We start from the raw sequence: 19989 nt of genomic DNA, 5'->3' as shown, positions 1-19989 counted from the left end.
ATCTATAAATATTATTTGTTTTAATCTTGCTTCACTTCTGGGCGATTAGGGTCTGCCCACAGAGTGTGGAATACTCCCGGTTCGTCAATGCGACCGTAGGTGTGTGCACCGAAGAAATCGCGCTGAGCCTGAATAAGAGAAGCTGGCAAACGCTTGGAACGCAAGCCATCGTAGTACGCAAGCAAGCTGGAGAATGCTGGCACAGGCACACCATGCTCAACTGCTCGCGCAATAACACGACGCCAAGCAGCCTGCGACTTTTCAATAGCAGCCTTAAAGTACGGTGCGAAAAGCAACGAAACGCTCGCTTCACCGGACTCAAAAGCCTCGGAAACGCGGTTCAAGAACTGAGCGCGAATAATGCATCCGCCTCGCCAAATGCGAGCAACAGCAGCCTGGTCAATCTTCCAATCATGCTCAATTGCAGCAGCCGCAATCTCATCGAAGCCCTGAGCGTAAGAAACAATCTTAGAAGCGTACAAAGCTTGACGAATATCCTCAATAAACGCCTTACGCTCATCATCGTTCAAATCAAAATGCACTTCCGGACCAGTTAAGCCTTGGCTTTCAGCAGCTTCACGCAAAGCAACTTGGCTGGAAAGTCCGCGAGCAAACACAGCTTCAGCAATACCCGTAACTGGTATTCCAAGCGAAAGAGCAGACTGCACAGTCCAAGTGCCAGTGCCCTTCATGCCAGCGTGATCCACCATCATCTCAACCAAAGGCTTACCGGTCTTAGCGTCCTTTTGGCGAAGCACATCCGCAGTAATCTCAATCAAATAAGAATCAAGCTCGCCCTTATTCCATTCGCTAAACACGTCCGCAATTTCGTCGGACTTCATACCCAAGCCGCGAAGCATTAAATCGTAGCTTTCGGCAATAAGCTGCATATCCGAATATTCAATGCCGTTGTGAACCATCTTTACAAAGTGACCAGCACCGTCGGTACCAATATGCGTTACGCAAGGCTCGCCTTCCGCAACGGCTGCAATCGACTTCAAAATAGGGCCAAGAGTCTTCCAAGATTCCTCAGTACCACCAGGCATCATAGAAGGACCACGGAGAGCGCCTTCCTCACCGCCAGAAACACCGCAACCAACGTAATGAAGACCGCGAGCGCGGATATCACGCTCTCGACGAATCGTATCTTCAAAGTAGGAGTTTCCGCCGTCGACAATAATATCTCCCGGCTCCATAGCGTTCGCAAGTTCCTCGATAACAGCATCCGTAGGAGCGCCAGCCTTAACCATAATGATTGCAGTACGCGGACGCTTCAAGGAAGACACAAATTCTTCAACGGTTTTTGCAGGAACGAAAGCGCCTTCGCTACCGTGCTCGTTCATCAAGGTTTCTGTGCGAGAATAATGGCGATTGTAAACAGCTACCGTATTGCCGTGATGCGCAAGATTGCGCGCTAAATTAGACCCCATGGCCGCCAAACCAACAACACCAATATTTGCCTGGGCTTCCGCCATAATGACACCTCTTATCTTGTATATTGTTATATTTTCCGCACGCACATAGCGCACTTAAGCAATCTGCACAATCTTAAAAAAGCACGCATAAGAAAGTACATAATTTTGCGTTACGCCCCTTCAAGAAACGCACCTTTAATTTTATAAGCCGATATGCACAAGATTTTTAATACACAAAATACGAAAGTTGCACGATAAATTTTGTGATATAAATTACATCTTTAAGCTGTACAAATACGCTTTTATATTGGTAACAAAACACGACACGCTTACAAACACGCTATTTTTAACGAATCCCAACAATAACTATATGTAGTGTTTACGCAATCGACACACTACTATAAATAGTACTTATTTGGAGTAAGCTAACTATTTGGCTTTTGTTGATACAACCCGGAATTACCAAATTCCCCATCACCAGAGGAGATAAAAATGACTATTACAGTGTTTACTAAGCCTCATTGCCCACAGTGTGATGCCACCAAGCGACAGTTCACCAAACTCGGCGTGAATTTTGAAACTGTTGATTTATCCAAAAGTCCCGAAGCATTAGATCAGCTACGCAATGCAGGCTACCGTCAGGCACCTGTAGTAATTGCGCCAGACGCATCCTGGAGTGGATATCGCCCAGATTTAATTGCACAAATTGCAGATAGGCTCGGAACTTCCACAGAGCCAGCAAAAGAAGCTGAAAACAATGAGTGAACAAGAAAATATCGCACAACCAAGCGAGCCTGAAGCGCGAGCACAAGGCGAATCAATCGGAGCTGTAGTCTACTTTTCCTCAGTTTCCGAAAACACGTTACGATTTGTACAAAACTGCGACTTTCCAAGCAGTAACGTGAACGTGTACCGAATACCGCTTCGTCCGAAAGATCCGGAATTAAACGTGCGCGAACCGTACGTGCTAATCGTACCAACTTACGGCGGCGGAAATATTTCAAAAGCAATACCAATACAGGTGCGCAAATTCTTGAATAATCGCGAAAATCGCTCCTTTATTCGAGGCGTAATTTCTTCCGGAAATACGAATTTTGGTGACGCTTATTGCGCTGCAGGCGGTCAGATTGCCGGAAAGTGCGGAATCCCAAATATGTATTCGTTTGAGTTGACAGGAACAGCGGAAGATATTGAAAAAGTAGCGCAGGGAATACCGAAATTTTTAAAGCAACTAAAAGAAGCAAAAGAAACTAAATAAGCAAAAAGTACAAAAGTAACAAAAAAAACCAGCGTTTGAAAAGCAAAAATAACGCACGAGGAAAGGAATAAAACCCATGAATAGCACGGATCCGATGAGCGAATCCACTTCGCTTAATCTTGATCACACTGACACTATTAGCACAACCGCCGGCAGCACGGCAGAACGCATTCGCAACAGCCGCGACTACCACGTTCTCAACGCCATGCTCGGTCTTTTCGACCCAGAAAAAGGCATTCAGTTTGATAAAGATCAGGAAGCAGAAAAGCTTTACGTTTCGGGTTACGTGCAAGAGCACAGCATGAAGTTTGCTTCTACTCGCGAGCGCTTGAAGTATTTGATTGACAACTACTACTACAACGGCAACGTGTTCGGAAAGTACAGCGACGAGTTTCTCGATAAATTCTACGAGCATGCAGAAGCCGCTCACCACACTTTTGGTACTTTCTTGGGCGCTTTTAAGTTCTACACTTCTTACGCTTTGAAGACATTCGACGGCAAGCAGTATTTGGAAAACTTCGCTCAGCGCGCAGCAGCTGTAGCTTTGGAACTCGCAGACGGCGACGAAAAGGCAGCCCTTAACTATTTGGACGAGATGCTTGCAGGACGCTTCCAGCCAGCAACCCCAACGTTCTTAAATCTTGGTAAAGCTCAGCGCGGAGAGGCTGTGAGCTGTTTCCTCGTGCGTTTGGAAGATAACATGGAGTCTATTGCGCGCGGAATTAATTCCGCTTTGCAACTTTCTAAGCGCGGCGGCGGCGTGGCACTTTTGCTTACGAATTTGCGTGAACTTGGCGCTCCTATTAAGCGAATCGAGAATCAGTCGAGTGGCGTTGTGCCTGTTATGAAGCTTTTGGAAGATTCATTCTCTTACGCTAATCAGCTTGGCGCTCGTCAGGGCGCTGGGGCTGTGTATATTAGCGCTCACCACCCAGATATTATGCGTTTCCTTGACACTAAGCGCGAGAACGCGGACGAGAAGATTCGTATTAAGTCGCTTTCTTTGGGCGTTGTGATTCCAGATATTACTTTTGAGCTTGCTAAGCGTAAGGAAAAGATGGCTTTGTTTAGCCCTTACGACGTTGAGCGTGAATATGGCAAGCCTTTTGCAGACATTTCTGTTACCGAACATTACGATGAGATGGTTGCAAATCCTCGTATTCACAAGAAGTACATTGATGCTCGCGAATTCTTTATGACGCTTGCGGAGATTCAGTTTGAGTCTGGCTACCCTTACATTTTGTTTGAAGATACTGTAAATCGCACGAATCCTATTGAGGGCCGCATTACTATGAGCAACTTGTGCTCCGAGATTTTGCAAACTCAAGAAGCAAGCACTTATAACGCTGACTTGTCTTATAGCCACGTTGGTCGCGATATTTCTTGCAATCTTGGCTCGCTTAATATTGCTAAGGCAATGGATGGAAACTTGGGTGCAAGCGTTGATTTGGCTGTGCGCGCGCTCACTTCTGTATCCGAGCACACTTCGATTGATTCTGTGCCTTCGATTCGTCGCGGAAACGCAGAAGGCCATGCTATTGGCTTGGGTCAAATGAATTTGCATGGTTTCCTTGCGCGCGAGCATATGCAGTACGGAAGCGAGGAAGCTCTTGACTTTACAGACATGTACTTTATGACGGTTGCCTACCACGCTTATAAAGCTTCTCACGCTTTGGCTGTAGAGCGCGGCCACGCTTTTGCAAGCTTTAAGACGAGCGCTTACGCTAAGCCTGCGGGCAAAGGCAACTATTTCGATAAGTATACGGATGGAAGCCGTTCGTTGGAACCTCGCACTCAAAAGGTTCGCGATTTGTTTGCTCGTTTTAACGTTGCTATTCCAACCGTTTCGGACTGGGAGCAGTTGCGCGACGAGATTTTGCGCGATGGTATTTACAACGAGTATTTGCAAGCTGTTCCTCCAACTGGTTCAATTTCGTACATCAACCATTCCACGAGTTCGATTCACCCGATTGCTTCGCGCATTGAGATTCGTAAAGAAGGCAAAGTTGGCCGCGTCTACTACCCTGCCGCTTATATGACGAATGACAATATGCAGTACTTTAAGGATGCTTACGAGATTGGCTGGAAGGCGATTATTGACACTTACGCTGAAGCAACTCAGCATGTGGATCAGGGATTGTCTCTTACTTTGTTCTTCCCAGACACTACGACTACTCGCGATTTGAACAAAGCTCAGATTTACGCATGGCGTAAGGGCATTAAAACTCTTTACTACATTCGTATTCGCCAGAAGGCTTTGGAAGGTACGGAAATCGAGGGTTGCGTAAGCTGCACACTGTAAGCCGTAGCGCTGAAAATCTTAGCGCTGTAAATCTTTCACAGATTAAATCAAAAACTTAAAAATTTTATAAAACGTAAACACAAAATCAGGAGTAATTATGACAGAACTCAGCCCAACCGAGCTCGACCCAACAGCGCTCGACCCAACGGCACTGCGCAGTAGCCTCGATAAGCCTTTCGGCACGAACCGCGTAATCGCAAGCGACGAGATGATGGCAGCTTCTATCACCCCAGCTCAGTATCGCTACCATCACGGTTCGCGCGTGCGCCCAGTTAATTGGAATAATATTGTTGATGACAAGGATTTGGACGTTTGGAATCGTCTTATTGCTAACTTCTGGCTTCCAGAAAAGGTGCCGCTGAGCAACGATATTCCTTCTTGGCGTTCCCTCACCGACCTTGAGCGCAAGACCACTACTCGCGTTTTTACAGGCTTGACTTTGCTTGATACCAGCCAGGCAACTATTGGCGAGCTTTGCCAGATTGAGCACGCGCGCACTGAGCATGAGCAGGCTATTTACACGAATATTGCTTTTATGCAGTCGATTCACGCTCGCTCCTACTCCTCTATTTTCTCCACTCTTTGCTCTAGCGAGGAGATTGATGAGGCTTACCGTTGGGCTGTTGGTAACGACGTTTTGCAGCAGCGCGTTACCACAGTGCTTTGCGAGTATGAGAGCGAAGATCCACTTAAGCGCAAGATTGCTGCAACTATGCTTTCTTCGTTGCTTCTTTACGCGGGTTTCTATTTGCCACTTTACTTTGCTTCTCGCGGCAAGATGATGAACACTGCCGACATGATTCGCTTGATTTTGCGTGATAAGGCGATTCACGGTTATTATTCTGGCTACAAGTTCCAGCGCGGTTTGGAGCTTAGAAGCGAGAACGATAAGAAGAATCTTGAAAAGTTCACTATGAACTTGCTCGACACTTTGTACGATTTGGAAGTTGAGTATTCTGGTCAGATTTATGAAGGATTTGACTTCCACGATGACGTTTTTGATTTCGTTCGTTACAACGCTAACAAGGCTTTGATGAACCTTGGCTACCCTGCTAAGTACAGCGAAGAAGAAACTCATGTAAGCCCAGAGATTCTTGCGGCTCTTTCTCCTGCAGCCGACGAAAATCACGACTTCTTCTCCGGCTCTGGTTCCAGTTACATTATGGGCAAGTCTGTTGAAACTGACGACGATGATTGGGACTTCTAATCGCACAGTTGCTTCATTGCTTCGTTAATTAGTTAATCAGTCAGGTTGCTTATGTACTTTTCATAAGCAACCTTTTTTATTTAATTATTTAAGAATATTTCCGTTTTGGAACTATTTTTAAATAGAAGCGTATTTATGGAGTTATCGTGGCAAATTTTGCTAGATTTGCGATTTTTGCCACGATAACGCGTGATTGCGTTGAGCATATTGCAAAATAATATAATTTAGATTATTATAATTACGATTATAATAATCGCGATTATATTAAATAGAGCGTATATTCAGCAGCAATAAGATGCACTGAAAAATATTGCAATTATTGGCGTAGCGACAGGTGGAATATGGTTTTTGTTGGCAGACAAGACGAGTTACAAGTACTTGAAAAACTGTATGAAAACAGCAATCACTCGTTCCAGATGGCAATAGTTTATGGTCGAAGACGAATAGGAAAAACTTCGCTTATTTCACAATTTTGTAAAAATAAGCGCGCAATACTTTTTACTGCTCGCGAGCAAACTAATATCGAGAATTTGCGTGATTTCTCACGCACTGTGTACGATTTCTTCAATCTTCCATCAACTACAGGATCGTTTAATAATTGGAACGATGCTCTCGATTTTGTCGCGCAACAATCTAACGCCGTAGACCAGAATGCTCCTAAATCTCCACTTATTCTAGTTTTCGACGAATTTCCGTACGCAGCTCAAGCGGATAAGTCTTTAGCGTCAACATTCCAAGTCGCAATAGATCATAAATTTAAGAACACGAACATGACTCTTATTTTGTGCGGTAGTAACGAAGGATTCATGGAAAGTGAAGTGCTTGGTAAAAAGAGTCCACTTTACGGAAGACGCACCGCGCAGATTCGCCTGCGACCATTTAATCTTTTTGAAGCATCTGAGCTTATGCCAAATAATGCTACCTGGGAAGATAAAATCAACTATTTTGCATCTCTTGGAGGAACGCCATACTATATAGAGCAGTTAGATAATAAGTCTTCGTTTGCGAAAAATCTTGAGCAATTATGCTTTAACATTTCGGGAATTTTGTACGCTGAACCAGACATGCTTATGCGTCAAGAATTGCGTGATCCTTCAACATACAATAGTGTGCTAAACGCTCTTGCAACGGGCTGCAATACTCCGACTTTAATATCGGATCGTATTGGATTGCCAGCTACATCAGTGAACGTGTATTTGAAAAGATTAGAAGGCCTTGGATTAATTGAAAGAAATATTCCATTCGGCATGAATCCACTTCATTGTAAAAAAGGATTATGGCAGATTTGTGACCCATTTTTTGCGTATTGGTATAGGTTTGTAGCTCCTAATAAAGGATTGATTGAACGCGGACTTTCACACGCTGCCGCAAGTAGTGTTCTTGGTGGCGAGCATGAAGCGTTTAGTACTTTTGTAGGTCAACAGTTCGAGAAAATGTGCGAACAGTGGATTGTGCACCAATGCAAAGTTGGCGGAATGGACTTTTTACCAACTAAGTTAGGCAAATGGTGGGGTGCGGACCCTATTGCTCGTGAGCAAACCGATATTGATATTGTTGCAGAAGACGATATTAACAAGCAGCTTCTTATTGCAGAATGTAAGTGGCGTAATAATCTTAACGAAGCTGAAGCGGTGAGCAAGTTGTTGCAGCGCGCAACTTTAGTTGAGAATGCAAAAAATCGCGATTACAAGAAAATATTTATGCTGTTTACAAAACATCCAACTTCTTACAATCCTCGTCATGCTAAAACAAGCATCAACTTCGTAGACGCACAAACAATGTTTTTTAACTGATTGCGCAACAATAGTTACGACCATATCGTGCAGCCGAAATCGCGTGTTATCGTGGCAGTTTTTGCTAATTTTGCATTTTCTGCCACGATAACTCCATGTTCTCATATGTTACGTAAATATATATCTTTATTATTTTGGCGACATAAAAATGTCGCTTTGTGCCATATCTCTCATGTTTATTCTTGACAAACTCATACAGCAACTTTAATATTTTTAATAAAAGTTTAATTTAATTAAAGTTTATAGGCTGAAGAAAAGGGTGATATGGATCATATTCCAAGATGGATGGCTAATCTCACAGACGAAGACATGTCGTTTATAAAGAACTTTGTATTATCGTCTGGATCGTTAAAAGAAATGTCGCAAATGTATCAAGTCTCTTACCCAACGATGAGAATCAGGCTTAACAGGCTCATTGAAAAAATTCGAATAAGCGACAATGAACCAGAAGACCCGTTCGTTCTTTTAGTAAAGAGTCTTGCTATTGACGATAAATACGATGTTGACACAGCTCGAACACTCATAAACGAATATAGAAAAAGAAAGGATGAATCATGAGCTATGCATTATTTGGTCCAATAATTGACATTCTTATTGCACTTGCTATATGTGCTTTAGTGTTCTTTATTGCAAGAAGTCTTATTCGCTATGCGCATTCTCTTAAGAAAGACGATAAGTCATCTAAACAGTCTGCAGAAGATAAAAGAATTGCGTTACAGGACTTATAAAACACAAAAACCGAGTTATCGTGGCAAAAATTGCAAAATTAGCAAAATCTGCCACGATAACTCGTATAAAATAGCAACGAAACAGCATTATGTGTCACAGATTAACCGCTTACTTGCATCTGCTGCGCAAAGGCGTGTCCAAATACTCGGTCGAAAAGTGTCCAAATACTAGATTGAAATAGATCCAAGTACTCGATTAAAGCGCAAGAAAGCACAATAATTTATTCTTGCACAATGGCTATTTCTCTGCATGAAGCGGAACGTATACATTAATAATCCACGAATCGCCATCTTCAATAACTTTAAAAGTTCCACCAACTCGTTCCGCAAGCATCTTATGAAAACGCAGTCCATATCCTAATTGCAAGTTAGCAAGAATACCGCGTTGCGCACTATTTATACACGTAATATGACATTCATGGTCATTAAGCATGACATTCATGGCGTATTCTTTAGGCTTTGCAGCATGCTTTTTTACGTTCGCAAGCAGTTCTCTGCAAATATATTCAATTTGAGCACATTCTTCAAAAGGCAAATGGATTGACCGAGAATCTTCGGCAGTTAAATCACTACTCAAATCAATGGAACCAATATAGCCAAGCTTTTCAAATGACTTTTGTTCACAGTCAAATAGAACGCGTAAGCCTGTGCAAAAATCTTTATAACATGTAGTAGATTGCATAACATCGCCAGTGCTTGCAGTTGTAGCATTGTCAAGAAGAGAAATGATATTACGTGCTCTATGAACAGTTGTAGTAGCACGTTGAAGAATCTCTCGCGAATTTTCATGCTCTTGCTCATGAGTTGTTTGAGGTTCAATAGATTGTTGAGCCATCATCATAATACTGGAAAGCTCATTAGTTACTTCATCGTGCATGCGAATTGCTGCAATAGTGGTATATTTTTGAAAAACGTTGTAACGCTGTGCAAATAACTGTTCCTGCTGTTGGTGAATAGTAGAAATATAGTATTTTACGATTGCGCTAGAAATAAGAGTGATAAGAAGCCACCACGCTAACACATAAGCGTTTTGAAAATCGCAGATAATAAAGAACCATGAAGATACCCCGCAAGAAGAAAGCACTGTGTACCAAGGTTGAGTAATTACAGCAATTGCCAAACAAATCAATATGGTAAGCATCATAGATGAGTAGTTGATATTTGGCGCAATAATTACCAACGGCATCCAAATAAGCACAATAAAAGATGCTTTACGAGGCCAGATTGCAATACATAAGCAGATTACAATCCATACTATTTCAACCGTAATTGCATGCCAATTAGAGTAGTAATGAAGATTATTATAGGAACAAATTTCAAGAATCAAAGTACAACTTATGATTGCACCAATTCCAATTTTCTGCCAAGCATCATGCGGCAAAAAATTGATCATACGCGTTAATAATTTCATAACTACCTACTTTTACACGTTAATTTCTTACACGTTATATGTCATGCGAGTATTTTGCGAGCGCAGCAAGCGCCTGCATTCGACTTTTAACTTGAAGTTTTCCATAAATACGCCGTAAATGCGTGTTGACTGTTGAAACTTTCACATTAAGCTGATCTGCAATCTCTTTCGTAGAAGATCCCTGTTTGCACAAGCGCATAATTTCCGATTCTTGAGGAGACAAAACTGAAGTCTTCGGAAGTTGAGAAATCATATTAAATGATTCTTGCGGAGTGTGAAAATAGTCAATATATTGTGGCAATTCTGGACACCCGTAGCTTGTTGCGCGCGATTGGATAGCTGCAACTACGTCTGATAAATTGTCTTTATGTATTAACGCTTGACCACCCGACTTAGCAACTTGCAATACGTATTCATCTAACATGTAGGAAGTAATGCCAATTAAAACAATATTGCTATTGCGCTCGCGAATTGCTTTAATTACATCAACACCACTCATTTCTCTCATTGACATATCTACTAAAAGTACGTCAGGAGTATTTTCTGTAATGCAACGATGAATAGCTTGTTTTGCAGAAGAACACATCCATGCACAAACAAAGTTTTCAGGCAAACGACTTTTCAGAAGAAGTTGCATATATCGCAATACAAGCGTGTCATTATCAACAATTGCGTAAGTAGTGTTCATACAATATATGGTATCTTGTTTCGGAATTTGCTTATCAAGAGATGTGCGATTGTATTGTTTTTCTCAAATTATCAAGATTGTACACATTAAAGTGCCATACGCTAGCACTTTCCGTTGGCACACTCCATTCTTCGGTTTTGCCATTCGCAGTAAAACGAATTATTTGAGTTGTTGGCTTACTTATAACTTCAAAATTAGTGAGTTGATTCCACGCAATACGACGAAGATACTTATCGTCTAATTTAGCTAGATTACCCGAGCCTAAAATGACATTCGGATTAACAATAATAAACTCATTATTAGTGGCAGCAATAATACGCGCAACAACGCTTTGCGCTACATAGAATAATTTAGGTAACAAAAATAGTTTGATTAAATCTTTCCACCAAGGGTCGTATTTCATAGTAAGCACATACGTCTTATCAACTGAAAGATTGTGATCTTTAAAGTACTTGGCGATATCTTCTTCTCGTATACCGCGCAAAGGATTAGTCATAATAAGCACCTCCTTGTGATTCTCGTTTTGTAAATTACCAACATACTAACGTGCAGATTTTATCTACACAAATAGGCGTACCTATTTTTAACGATAGTGCTTTTAGAAAACTTTAAAAAACTTTTACTATTAGCAGTTTGTATGTTTCCAACAATCAGTATTTAAGAATATTTCCGTTTTGTAACTATTCTTAAATAGAAGCGTACTTATGGAGTTATCGTGGCAGAAAATGCAAAATTAGCAAAAACTGCCACGATAACCGATATGACTGTTTACTTATTATTGCAAAACTGTATCCTACAGGATAAAATATTTTTATGGAGATACTTAAAACAGATGAGTATCGCAATTGGATGAAAAAACTTCGCGATACGCAATCTAAAGCTCGAATTAATGCGAGGCTGAGATTATGTGAAATTGCAGGTAAGCCAGTAGGTGATTTACATCCAGTTTGCAATGGTATTAGTGAACTGCGTTTCGCTTTTGGACCAGGATATCGTGTGTATTTTGCGCAAAAAGGCTCAAAACTAATGCTGTTACTCGCTGGTGGAGATAAAAGTAGTCAAAGTAAAGATATTAAACAAGCAAAGATACTCCTTGCACAGTTAATTGAGGAGAAGAAATGGTAAATATAAGTAAATGGGATGCGAGTGAGTATCTTGAGAACGATGATGATGTTATTGCGTATCTCAATGCAGCAGCAGAACTAAATGATCCTTGTTTACTGCAAGCCGCTATAGGCGATATTGCAAAAGCTAGAGGAATGAAAGAAATTGCTCAAAAAGCCGAGGTTGGAAGGGAAAGCCTTTACAAAAGCTTAAGACGAGACGGCAATCCCAGCTTCCAAACTATTGCGAAGGTTGTTCAAGCATTAGGTGGACGTATTGCAATAGAACCAGCAAATGCGTGACGCACACAGTTATCGTGGCAGTTTTTGCTAATTTTGCAATTTTTGCCACGATAATGCGCGATTTGAGTGATGTTAGTTTAACGGAATAACAACATTGACCAGCCACGCATCATCATCTTTTTGCGCGTTTAAAGATCCACCTAAACGTTCCACAGATTTTTTGTGGAACAGTAGCCCTTTGCCAAAAACAAGCCTTTCGCCAAACTTGTTCAACATTGAAATCGAATTCATACACATTATTTTGCATTCTCGCTCATCAACCGTAACATTCATAGAAAAATCAACGCTAGTATTGCAATGCTTGCGAATATTAGTAAGAAGCTCGCTGCACATGCGAATAGCACATTGAGCTTTTTCAGTACTAACAGTTGCAGATGCAGTAAAATCACCACTCCCCGAACTTTTATCAACCACTATTAAAGAGCCATAATACCCAAGCTGCTCGCAAATCTTACGCTCAGATTGCAATCGTGCACGAATATTGCATAAGAAATCAGTCAAACTTATACGATCATTGCTATTAGAACCATAAACGAACTGCGTGCTGGCAATATTTGAATCTAAAGAATCATCATACTTATGCTCAGCTTGCTCGAGTAGATTAATAACAAGTCGCGTTTTAGAAAGCGCATTACGAGAATGCTCAACAATCTGCTCTAGCGACTCTTTTGTATGCCCACTGTTCTCAGCGTATAAAGCATCCGTTGCAAGCAGCGTAATATCCGTAATCTCATTGTTCACATCGTCATGCAATTGCAACGCAACCGACGCAATATAAGACTGGAATTCGCTGCGTACAATATCCATTTTTGCGCGATTATTTTCCTCCAACATGGTCAAATACTTTCGCAAAGCGTAACCGCAAATCATGGAAATAAGAATAAAACAAGGAAAAGTAAGCGGAATGTACGCCATCTTTGCAAAGTACATAATATTCAGCGAAACTATGTACGCACAAAACAAATACTTCCACGAATCGTAAAAGCCTGCAACAAACATGCTAGCAATCAATGAAAAAAGAAAGCAAGTTGCATTTACGCCTGGTACTGCTAACGTTACGCAATACAAAATCGGAGTTACTAGGGATATTTGACGCGAAAAAGCAATCAAAAGAAATATTGTGAACATCCAAACGTATTGACATACAGATTGCTGTGGGTTATGCCACAGACCAGCTGTATTACAAGATTGCACATCCATTGACACTACAAGAATCGCCAATATTATGAATAAAGTTCGTTGAATTTTCCAGCTTTTAACCAACTCAATAACGCGCGAAAATGTTTTCATTAACATGCATTATCCGTTTCTTGCAAAAAATTCGGATGATTCTGCGGCGAATCATTAAAATATTGTATATTGCTATCTTGCTCACGATTTTGCATTGCAGCAAACGCGGATATTGCTTGCACGCGATTAGAAACATGCAATTTTTTGTAAATTCTATGAATATGCGTGTTAATAGTGTTCGGCATAAGACCAAGTTGAGCCGCAATCTGATTCGTTGTGTAACCTTTAGTAAGCAGATCCATAATTTTTAGTTCTTGAGGCGGCAAAACGCTGCGCGATCTTGATTTAGAAAGCCTAATAAAAGATTCTTGCGGAGTAGCAAAATCGTAAACAACGTCTTTAACGCAACGGCAGCCATACACATTCTGCTTATCGCAATATTGCAAAGCTTCTGCTAGCCCTTTGAAATTGTCTTTAGCAACCATCGCTTGCCCACCAACTTGCGAAACCATAGAAGCGTAGGATCTACAATCGTAAGAAGTCATACCAATTAAAATAATGCTGTTGTTTTGCTCACGAATTGCGCGTATTACGTCTACTCCAGACATGTCTTTCATTGACATATCAATCAAAATATAATCTGGAGTAGTTTTTGCTACTTGGCAATATTTCAAAGCTTGCACGCCTGATTTTACGCACCATTTGCACGCGTACTCGCTTGGCAAAAGCTTGCTGAGCACGTTTCGCATAACCGCTAAAACTAATGGGTCGTTATCTACTATTGCATACGTTTTTTGCATAATGGCTTTCTTGCAATCTTATGCTACTTTTCTTATATTCTACTTTATAAGCATGCGCAAAGTAGAGCAAATCGTGTAGTAATAAATGATTACAAGTAATGCATGTAAGTCAAATGTGATTATAATAAGTAACAATATGTGACTTTCGGTTGCGTTGAAAATTCATTTTTAATAATGATTGCAGCAGGATTATATGACAAAACGACTAGTAGTATTGCACTCCGCAGAAGTAGCTGCGATGGCGTTCGCCTCAGCAGCTGCTTTTATGCGTAGCTTTGACCTTTTCGCTTTGTGGCTTGTTCTAGGACTTCTTTCTGTTGCAATGTATTCTTGTGCATATTTTTTCTTGCTCAACAGCGTTATTAAAGCAAAAAATGCGTATATAGAAAATAATATATCTAAGCTTAGCGGCGCGGGTGATAACAGCATAAGTAGTGATGTTGAGAATATAGAGAACAACAAAGATTACATAATTACTCTTGAGCAAGAACGCAAAAAAGTCGAATCACAAAATAAGCAAATACTCAACAATTACTCAAATAATTTAATAAATATTATTTCATGCTTTATTTGTGGGCTTATTCACGTTCCTTGGATTTATTATTACGGAATTGCAAATGGCGTTTTAACATTGGTGATTTTGTGGCGAGTAATAAAGCGCCCACAAGGTCACCCTATTGATGAAAGCGATTTTTAAAGATTTAAGACTTTAAGGATTTAGGCTTATTGTTGATCTTCCATTGAAAGATTTAATCCTTTTGCAGCATTGCGAAAATATTCTATGTGATCGCCATAACCGTCTGCAATAATAGCATCCTCTTTTACAACAAAAGAGCCATTTTCTAGCACAATATATTTTGTAAAGAATTCTTCTAATTGCTTAGCTAATTCATCAATTTCATCTTGTGAAAGCTCTTCGCTACTATTTTCCGCAAAGTCATCTTCCTGCTTTTGAATTTGATTAATGCTATTTTCACTAGCGTTTCCTATTTTGTTTACGTTATCTTCTGGCAGCCAAGAGTTTATACCAAAATCACTGCTTACACTACCCATATTTGCGCTGTTCATGTTTGTATCTCCTTGTATTTGTAACGTATTTGCGCAACACATTTGTGCGTTGCTTTAAGTCTAATTACAAACATTTTCCGCGCAATCTTGAGTACTGAGTTTTGAGTACATCATATTGCTGCAAAAAATTGCAATATTTATACTAGAAATACAAAATACGTATGAACGAGAAGCAATGTACGCGAATTAGCTACAATGCTCACAAACAAAACAGCAAATTGGAAGGGAAACAACTCATGAGCAAGGACTATATAAAACTTATTAAAGAAACGCTTATTTGGATTCTTAAGTGGGCAATATTTACAGCATTCGAATTCTTTATTTTGTTCGTTGCGATTATTTCTTGTAATCATGATTTTGTACAGTTCATGCACGAATACAGTAATGCTATTATTCCATTTATGGCATCACTCGGAGTCATGATGGCAACAATGATTCGCAACGAAGGAACTATTTTTGAAGTCAAAGATTAAGGTAGTTCAAGATTATTTTGCGGATTAAATTGAAGCCTCTTGACGAGCAACGTCAAGCGCTTTGTTGAAGGCATCACTAGTCCAACTTGCTCCAGCAACAACCGAAATATGCAAATCTTTTAACGGTTTTCCAACGATTTTTCCTGGAATAGCCTCACTGAAAGCGCTCATGTGTTTTTTGGAGATTGGCGTAAACGGATGAGACGTTATTTGCACACTGCTAATATTTCCATTTGCAACGCTTAAATTCACGTCAATGCTATCTTCCGCAACCGGACCATACGTAGCTTTGATTTTGTAATCGCCATCTTTATAATTGCCAGTGTCTGTTTTAGGCGAATTTTGCTGATTTTGCTGATTTTGTGAATCCTCACTTTGCGCGGAAGCGTGCGATTGTTGAGCACCAGAATCGTAAGACTTCGAAGCATTGCCACTATCGTTTTCGCTTTGACCAGAGTTTCCAGCAAACTCATCGTTCATCGGCACAGCACTCGGCTCACCACAAGCAGAAAACATAGTTGACGATGCGGCTACAATCGCAAGCGTAGCAACGGTTTTTGCAACTTTTTTAGATTTCAAATCATCACGCAAATTATTGCAACGTGAAACATCGTGAAACATATTATCCGAAACCATAAAATCATCGCCTTTAAATCTTAAATTAAAACTATACGCAACTAATCATCTAAAAAATTAATCATCTAAATTCGCTAATTTAGGCGATTTAGTAGGATCATGGTCTTGTAAAGCTTCCGCAACGCTTTCATCAACGTGAGCACTCGTAAACGCAGGCTTTCCACCAATCGCCTCGTACGCTTTGCGAGCATCCTCATTATTCCAACGCTCACCAACAAGCACACCATGATTAAGCATAATTTCGCGATCCGCGCATTGAGCAACCAGAGAATCGTGAGTTACAACAATAATCGTCGTTCCTTGATTGTGCAGCTGCTTAAACAAGTCGAGCACAATCTGCTCATTTTTTTCATCCAAATTACCAGTCGGCTCATCCGCAAGAAGCAACTTCGGGCAGTTGATAAGTGCACGAGCAACGCAAACACGCTGCTGCTCACCACCAGAAAGCTGGCTTGGCAAATGGTGAGCGCGATCCTTCAAGCCGACTCGATCCAAAGCATCCATCGCTTGAGCTTCGTCAACAACAGAATGATAGTATTGCGCAACCATAACGTTTTCAACAGCCGTTAAATGCGGCACAAGATAAAACTTTTGAAAAACTAAACCTATTACGTTTTTACGAACGTCTGCAAGCTGACCCGCGTTCAAATCCTCAAGTTTGCGACCTTGCAAAGACACAGAACCTTTAGACGGAGAATCCATGCAGCCAATAATGTTCATAAGCGTAGTCTTGCCAGAGCCACTCGAACCAACAATTGAAAGCCACTCACCTTCTGGCACAGTAAGCGACAAATCGTCAACCGCGCGAAGAGAGCCGTAAATCTTGGAAATATGGTCCAAAGTCAACAGCATTTTCGGCGCAGATTCCGCGTTCTCCGGCTTAGTTTCTTTATTCTCTGTCATATTAAATCCTTAACTCAAACCTTAACTCAAATCTTAAATAATCTCTAAATTTACGCTTAAAATTATTCTTCTCGAAGCACAATCGCAGGGTCAATTTTTGAAGCGCGCAAAACAGGCGGCAACGCAGCAACGCAAGACGCAATAATGCTAAACGCCACAGAAAACGCAACAAGCCACCAATTCACGCCCAAATCTCTAGCAAACACCATTGCTGCAAGCAAACGAGCAAACACATACCCTACTGCCGTACCAGCAATACCGCCAACGAAACCGTATAATCCAGCTTCCGCAGTAAATTCCACGCCAATACTCTTGGCACTTGCACCCAAAGCTTTGCGCAAGCCAATTTCGTTTCGACGCTGCTGCACAATCGAAGAAATCGTAGTGCTAACACCAACCATCATCAGCACTAACACAACAAGCGACACAATCCAAAACAGGCTGCGAAGCATTGTAACAATACCGGTATCTGCAGCAGTAACTTTAGTAACCTGCTGAGCGCGCACACGCATAGAAGTCATATCGTTAATGCTTCTAACAACCGCATCGACGCTAGGCGCAGAAGATGAGTAAGCAATCACGTCTGCTCCGCGCTTAACACCAGTAAGAGTATTCACATCCGCGTTAAGAGCATAAAGCATAGAATCTTCCGCACCACCAGTGTCCAAAATGCCGCAAACGCGGAAAGTTGTGCCGTGAGTATCCATAATATCCGTTGAAACACGGCCTTCAACAAGCTTTTGTTGAGAGGAATTTTGCGCAGACTGATTTGCAGACTGATTTGCAGACTTACTTGCAGACTTTTCTGCCGGCTTATGCGAACCGTCAGTATTATCCGAAGAACGATACGCAATCGCAATACGAGAACCTATTTTTAAGCCCATTGCCGAAGCAACATCTCTACCAACCATCACATTTCCGCTGCTCGGCCATGAACCATCCACATTCCAATGCTTGTTAAGCGACTTTACAGAACGAACATCAATGCCTGCTAAAACATACGGAGCTGCGTTAATACGCACGTTTTCGTAACGATACGTAGCAGAGCGCATAGCACCTTTTGCAATAACCATATCGTTAGTATGCAAAACCATTGCTCGATCAATACCGTTTTTCCACTCGCCTTCAATTGGCGTTACGATAATATTCGCTCCGTACGCGCGCATTTCATCGCTCATCTGTTGAGGCACAACAATGCAAATCGCAGCCAAACAAAACAGCGTAGCAGCACCAACAAGCGTTGCAATAACAGCCATCACAGCGCGCGACTTACGACGAAATACCGCGCTAAATAGCATTGTTATAAACATCGTATTATTCGACGTCATATAAGATTTACCTGCCATGAAGCACCTCCGCAGGACGCACACTCAAAATCGAACGAATCGACGAACCTGCAGCCGCAAGCACGGTCAACGCAAGCAGCACAAACACCAGCACAAACACCATTGGGCGGAACAAAATCGCGGATCCAAACACCGTAAAACCAATAATCTGCGCCATTGCAAAGCCCAAAACCATGCCAAGCAACGCTCCTGCAAACGCAATAACCGCAGTTTCCATAAGCATAAGACGAGCAACAGCACCATCTCGCGCTCCCAAAGCCTTTAGCAAGGCAAGTTCGCCGGAACGCTCCGAAATCGAAGCAGCCATAAGATTTGCTACAGCAACAGCAGCAGCAATCAAACTCAACGCAGTCATCAAAACCATCACAGCGCGCGTCTTATTCAATACGTTACCCTGCAACGCCGCAACTTGACGAACCTGCTTCGCAACAGCTCCCGGAATTACCTCCTCAATTTGGTAAGTAATCGAACTCGGGTAAGCCGTGCAATACCAAGTCTCCCACTCTTCTTGGCTGAGCGCTGCTGGATTTTTAGCGGCCTTACGCGCTAAATCATTTTCCGGAGTCGTAAGCGCTTTTACCTCAATCAAATCAGCCATATTTGGCTTATTTGCAAGGCTTTGAGCATTACTAGAATCTGCGTAAATTGCGTTATTGTCGTCGTCGCCAGAATCGTATACGCCAACCAAGCGCAACGAAACCTCGCGCCCGTCGCGAAGCAAACGCAAACGCTGACCAAGTTTTAAGTGCAAACGCTCAGCTAGCTGCGAACCAACCATTGCCTCGGATTGATTATCTTTTGCCCAACGACCTGAACGAATTTTCCACCAAGAACGCAATCCTTGAACGCCAACAACAGTTGTCTCCCCTGAGGCCAGCGCAAGCTTACGATTAAACCAAGTTCCAACAATAGGCACCACTAAATTTGCGGAAGAATTTGCCTTAAGATTTGCGTGAACCGTTATTTTTGGCGCAAAATTCGTAATATTAAAAGCCCAGAAAATCATTTTGATTTTCGCAGCATCCGATTCCTTCAAAAAAGCAGTAGACTCTTGGCTTTCTGCAGCAGCTAAACTATGCAAAGTAGCGGAATTCGTTTGCTCACGAGAAGCGTACAAATCATTTACCACAGCGCTAGATTTTGGCTGAACCACAATATTCGAACCGTACGAACTAAGCTCGGCGTTAATCTTGTCTCCAACGTCGTACACAACGCTAAGCATTGCAACGCTTACGCACGCACTTAAGCACACTACAAGCGCAATCAGAAGACGCTTTTTTATTTGCCGCACAAGCGATCGAGCAACCATGCGCATCATAAACATT

General features: G+C 41.7%; 22 protein-coding genes. 11 read left to right on the top strand and 11 right to left on the bottom strand.

Features of this window, described 5'->3' with window-relative positions; translation table 11 throughout:
* Nucleotides 1-20: 20 nt before the first annotated feature.
* The gene (gene gndA / locus HXT56_RS06315; RefSeq protein WP_421778066.1) at nucleotides 21-1475 is read right to left on the bottom strand and encodes an NADP-dependent phosphogluconate dehydrogenase; all 1455 of its coding nucleotides are present in this window, start codon (nucleotides 1473-1475) and stop codon (nucleotides 21-23) included.
* A 432-nt stretch (nucleotides 1476-1907) separates the two neighbouring features.
* On the opposite strand from gndA, the gene nrdH reads away from it, so the two are divergent.
* The 7 genes from nrdH to HXT56_RS06280 all read left to right on the top strand — a co-directional run bounded on the left by nrdH (nucleotide 1908) and on the right by HXT56_RS06280 (nucleotide 8703).
* Complete coding sequence (gene nrdH / locus HXT56_RS06310) at nucleotides 1908-2180, top strand: glutaredoxin-like protein NrdH (protein WP_116712195.1); 273 nt, start codon at nucleotides 1908-1910, stop codon at nucleotides 2178-2180.
* Nucleotides 2173-2673, top strand: a complete 501-nt coding sequence (gene nrdI / locus HXT56_RS06305; RefSeq protein ID WP_116712194.1) for a class Ib ribonucleoside-diphosphate reductase assembly flavoprotein NrdI — start codon at nucleotides 2173-2175, stop codon at nucleotides 2671-2673. The genes nrdH and nrdI overlap by 8 nt, the downstream gene beginning before the upstream one ends.
* Nucleotides 2674-2749: 76 nt before the next feature.
* Complete coding sequence (gene nrdE, locus HXT56_RS06300) at nucleotides 2750-4975, top strand: class 1b ribonucleoside-diphosphate reductase subunit alpha (protein WP_421778065.1); 2226 nt, start codon at nucleotides 2750-2752, stop codon at nucleotides 4973-4975.
* Between the two features lie 97 nt (nucleotides 4976-5072).
* The gene (gene nrdF / locus HXT56_RS06295) at nucleotides 5073-6182 is read left to right on the top strand and encodes a class 1b ribonucleoside-diphosphate reductase subunit beta (RefSeq protein ID WP_081091176.1); all 1110 of its coding nucleotides are present in this window, start codon (nucleotides 5073-5075) and stop codon (nucleotides 6180-6182) included.
* A gap of 341 nt (nucleotides 6183-6523) precedes the next feature.
* Nucleotides 6524-7975, top strand: a complete 1452-nt coding sequence (locus tag HXT56_RS06290) for an ATP-binding protein (protein ID WP_421778064.1) — start codon at nucleotides 6524-6526, stop codon at nucleotides 7973-7975.
* A gap of 264 nt (nucleotides 7976-8239) precedes the next feature.
* Nucleotides 8240-8533, top strand: coding sequence for a DUF2089 family protein (locus tag HXT56_RS06285; RefSeq protein WP_004134118.1), 294 nt, complete (start codon nucleotides 8240-8242; stop codon nucleotides 8531-8533).
* Nucleotides 8530-8703, top strand: coding sequence for a hypothetical protein (locus tag HXT56_RS06280; protein ID WP_004110365.1), 174 nt, complete (start codon nucleotides 8530-8532; stop codon nucleotides 8701-8703). The genes HXT56_RS06285 and HXT56_RS06280 overlap by 4 nt, the downstream gene beginning before the upstream one ends.
* A gap of 238 nt (nucleotides 8704-8941) precedes the next feature.
* On the opposite strand, the gene HXT56_RS06275 is transcribed toward HXT56_RS06280, so the two are convergent.
* The 3 genes from HXT56_RS06275 to HXT56_RS06265 are packed head-to-tail and all read right to left on the bottom strand — an operon-like array spanning nucleotide 8942 to nucleotide 11298.
* The gene (locus tag HXT56_RS06275) at nucleotides 8942-10114 is read right to left on the bottom strand and encodes an exodeoxyribonuclease V (protein WP_421778063.1); all 1173 of its coding nucleotides are present in this window, start codon (nucleotides 10112-10114) and stop codon (nucleotides 8942-8944) included.
* Nucleotides 10115-10148: 34 nt separating this feature from the next.
* Nucleotides 10149-10802: a response regulator transcription factor gene (locus tag HXT56_RS06270; RefSeq protein WP_250309851.1), complete on the bottom strand. Its 654-nt coding sequence runs from the start codon at nucleotides 10800-10802 to the stop codon at nucleotides 10149-10151.
* A gap of 34 nt (nucleotides 10803-10836) precedes the next feature.
* Nucleotides 10837-11298, bottom strand: coding sequence for a hypothetical protein (locus HXT56_RS06265; RefSeq protein WP_421778062.1), 462 nt, complete (start codon nucleotides 11296-11298; stop codon nucleotides 10837-10839).
* Between the two features lie 317 nt (nucleotides 11299-11615).
* Here HXT56_RS06265 and HXT56_RS06260 point away from each other — a divergent pair, with 317 nt between their 5' ends.
* Nucleotides 11616-11927: a type II toxin-antitoxin system RelE/ParE family toxin gene (locus HXT56_RS06260; RefSeq protein ID WP_060787096.1), complete on the top strand. Its 312-nt coding sequence runs from the start codon at nucleotides 11616-11618 to the stop codon at nucleotides 11925-11927.
* A complete protein-coding gene (locus tag HXT56_RS06255; RefSeq protein ID WP_004129679.1) occupies nucleotides 11921-12208 on the top strand; it encodes an addiction module antidote protein in 288 nt (95 codons plus the stop codon). The genes HXT56_RS06260 and HXT56_RS06255 overlap by 7 nt, the downstream gene beginning before the upstream one ends.
* Before the next feature lie 72 nt (nucleotides 12209-12280).
* On the opposite strand, the gene HXT56_RS06250 is transcribed toward HXT56_RS06255, so the two are convergent.
* Both HXT56_RS06250 and HXT56_RS06245 read right to left on the bottom strand, forming a co-directional pair.
* Nucleotides 12281-13504: a histidine kinase gene (locus tag HXT56_RS06250; RefSeq protein ID WP_421778061.1), complete on the bottom strand. Its 1224-nt coding sequence runs from the start codon at nucleotides 13502-13504 to the stop codon at nucleotides 12281-12283.
* Entirely contained in the window at nucleotides 13498-14238 is a 741-nt protein-coding gene (locus HXT56_RS06245; protein ID WP_421778060.1) for a response regulator transcription factor, read from the bottom strand. The genes HXT56_RS06250 and HXT56_RS06245 overlap by 7 nt, the downstream gene beginning before the upstream one ends.
* Nucleotides 14239-14431: 193 nt before the next feature.
* On the opposite strand from HXT56_RS06245, the gene HXT56_RS06240 reads away from it, so the two are divergent.
* The gene (locus tag HXT56_RS06240; protein WP_421778059.1) at nucleotides 14432-14935 is read left to right on the top strand and encodes a hypothetical protein; all 504 of its coding nucleotides are present in this window, start codon (nucleotides 14432-14434) and stop codon (nucleotides 14933-14935) included.
* Between the two features lie 26 nt (nucleotides 14936-14961).
* Here HXT56_RS06240 and HXT56_RS06235 read toward each other — a convergent pair whose 3' ends face one another.
* Nucleotides 14962-15306 carry a hypothetical protein gene (locus HXT56_RS06235; protein ID WP_250309855.1) on the bottom strand — a complete coding sequence of 115 codons (345 nt, stop codon included), beginning with the start codon at nucleotides 15304-15306 and terminating at the stop codon, nucleotides 14962-14964.
* A gap of 236 nt (nucleotides 15307-15542) precedes the next feature.
* Here HXT56_RS06235 and HXT56_RS06230 point away from each other — a divergent pair, with 236 nt between their 5' ends.
* Nucleotides 15543-15779 carry a hypothetical protein gene (locus tag HXT56_RS06230; RefSeq protein WP_421778058.1) on the top strand — a complete coding sequence of 79 codons (237 nt, stop codon included), beginning with the start codon at nucleotides 15543-15545 and terminating at the stop codon, nucleotides 15777-15779.
* 24 nt (nucleotides 15780-15803) lie between these two features.
* On the opposite strand, the gene HXT56_RS06225 is transcribed toward HXT56_RS06230, so the two are convergent.
* The 4 genes from HXT56_RS06225 to HXT56_RS06210 all read right to left on the bottom strand — a co-directional run bounded on the left by HXT56_RS06225 (nucleotide 15804) and on the right by HXT56_RS06210 (nucleotide 19988).
* Nucleotides 15804-16415: an FMN-binding protein gene (locus HXT56_RS06225; RefSeq protein WP_421778057.1), complete on the bottom strand. Its 612-nt coding sequence runs from the start codon at nucleotides 16413-16415 to the stop codon at nucleotides 15804-15806.
* 57 nt (nucleotides 16416-16472) lie between these two features.
* On the bottom strand, nucleotides 16473-17318 hold the full coding sequence (locus HXT56_RS06220) for an ABC transporter ATP-binding protein (protein WP_421778056.1): 846 nt from the start codon (nucleotides 17316-17318) through the stop codon (nucleotides 16473-16475).
* A 62-nt stretch (nucleotides 17319-17380) separates the two neighbouring features.
* Entirely contained in the window at nucleotides 17381-18664 is a 1284-nt protein-coding gene (locus tag HXT56_RS06215) for an ABC transporter permease (protein WP_250309858.1), read from the bottom strand.
* Nucleotides 18654-19988 (bottom strand): ABC transporter permease, encoded by a 1335-nt coding sequence (locus tag HXT56_RS06210; RefSeq protein WP_421778055.1) that lies wholly within the window; start codon nucleotides 19986-19988, stop codon nucleotides 18654-18656. Before HXT56_RS06210 ends, HXT56_RS06215 begins: the two co-directional genes overlap by 11 nt.
* Between the last annotated feature and the right edge of the window lies 1 nt (nucleotide 19989).

The sequence above is a fragment of the Gardnerella nova genome (assembly GCF_049244055.1).
Classification (GTDB): Bacteria; Actinomycetota; Actinomycetes; order Actinomycetales; family Bifidobacteriaceae; genus Bifidobacterium; species Bifidobacterium vaginale_H.
Note: the sequence above shows the minus strand (reverse complement) of the source record. Positions and strands in the feature narration are given on the sequence as shown.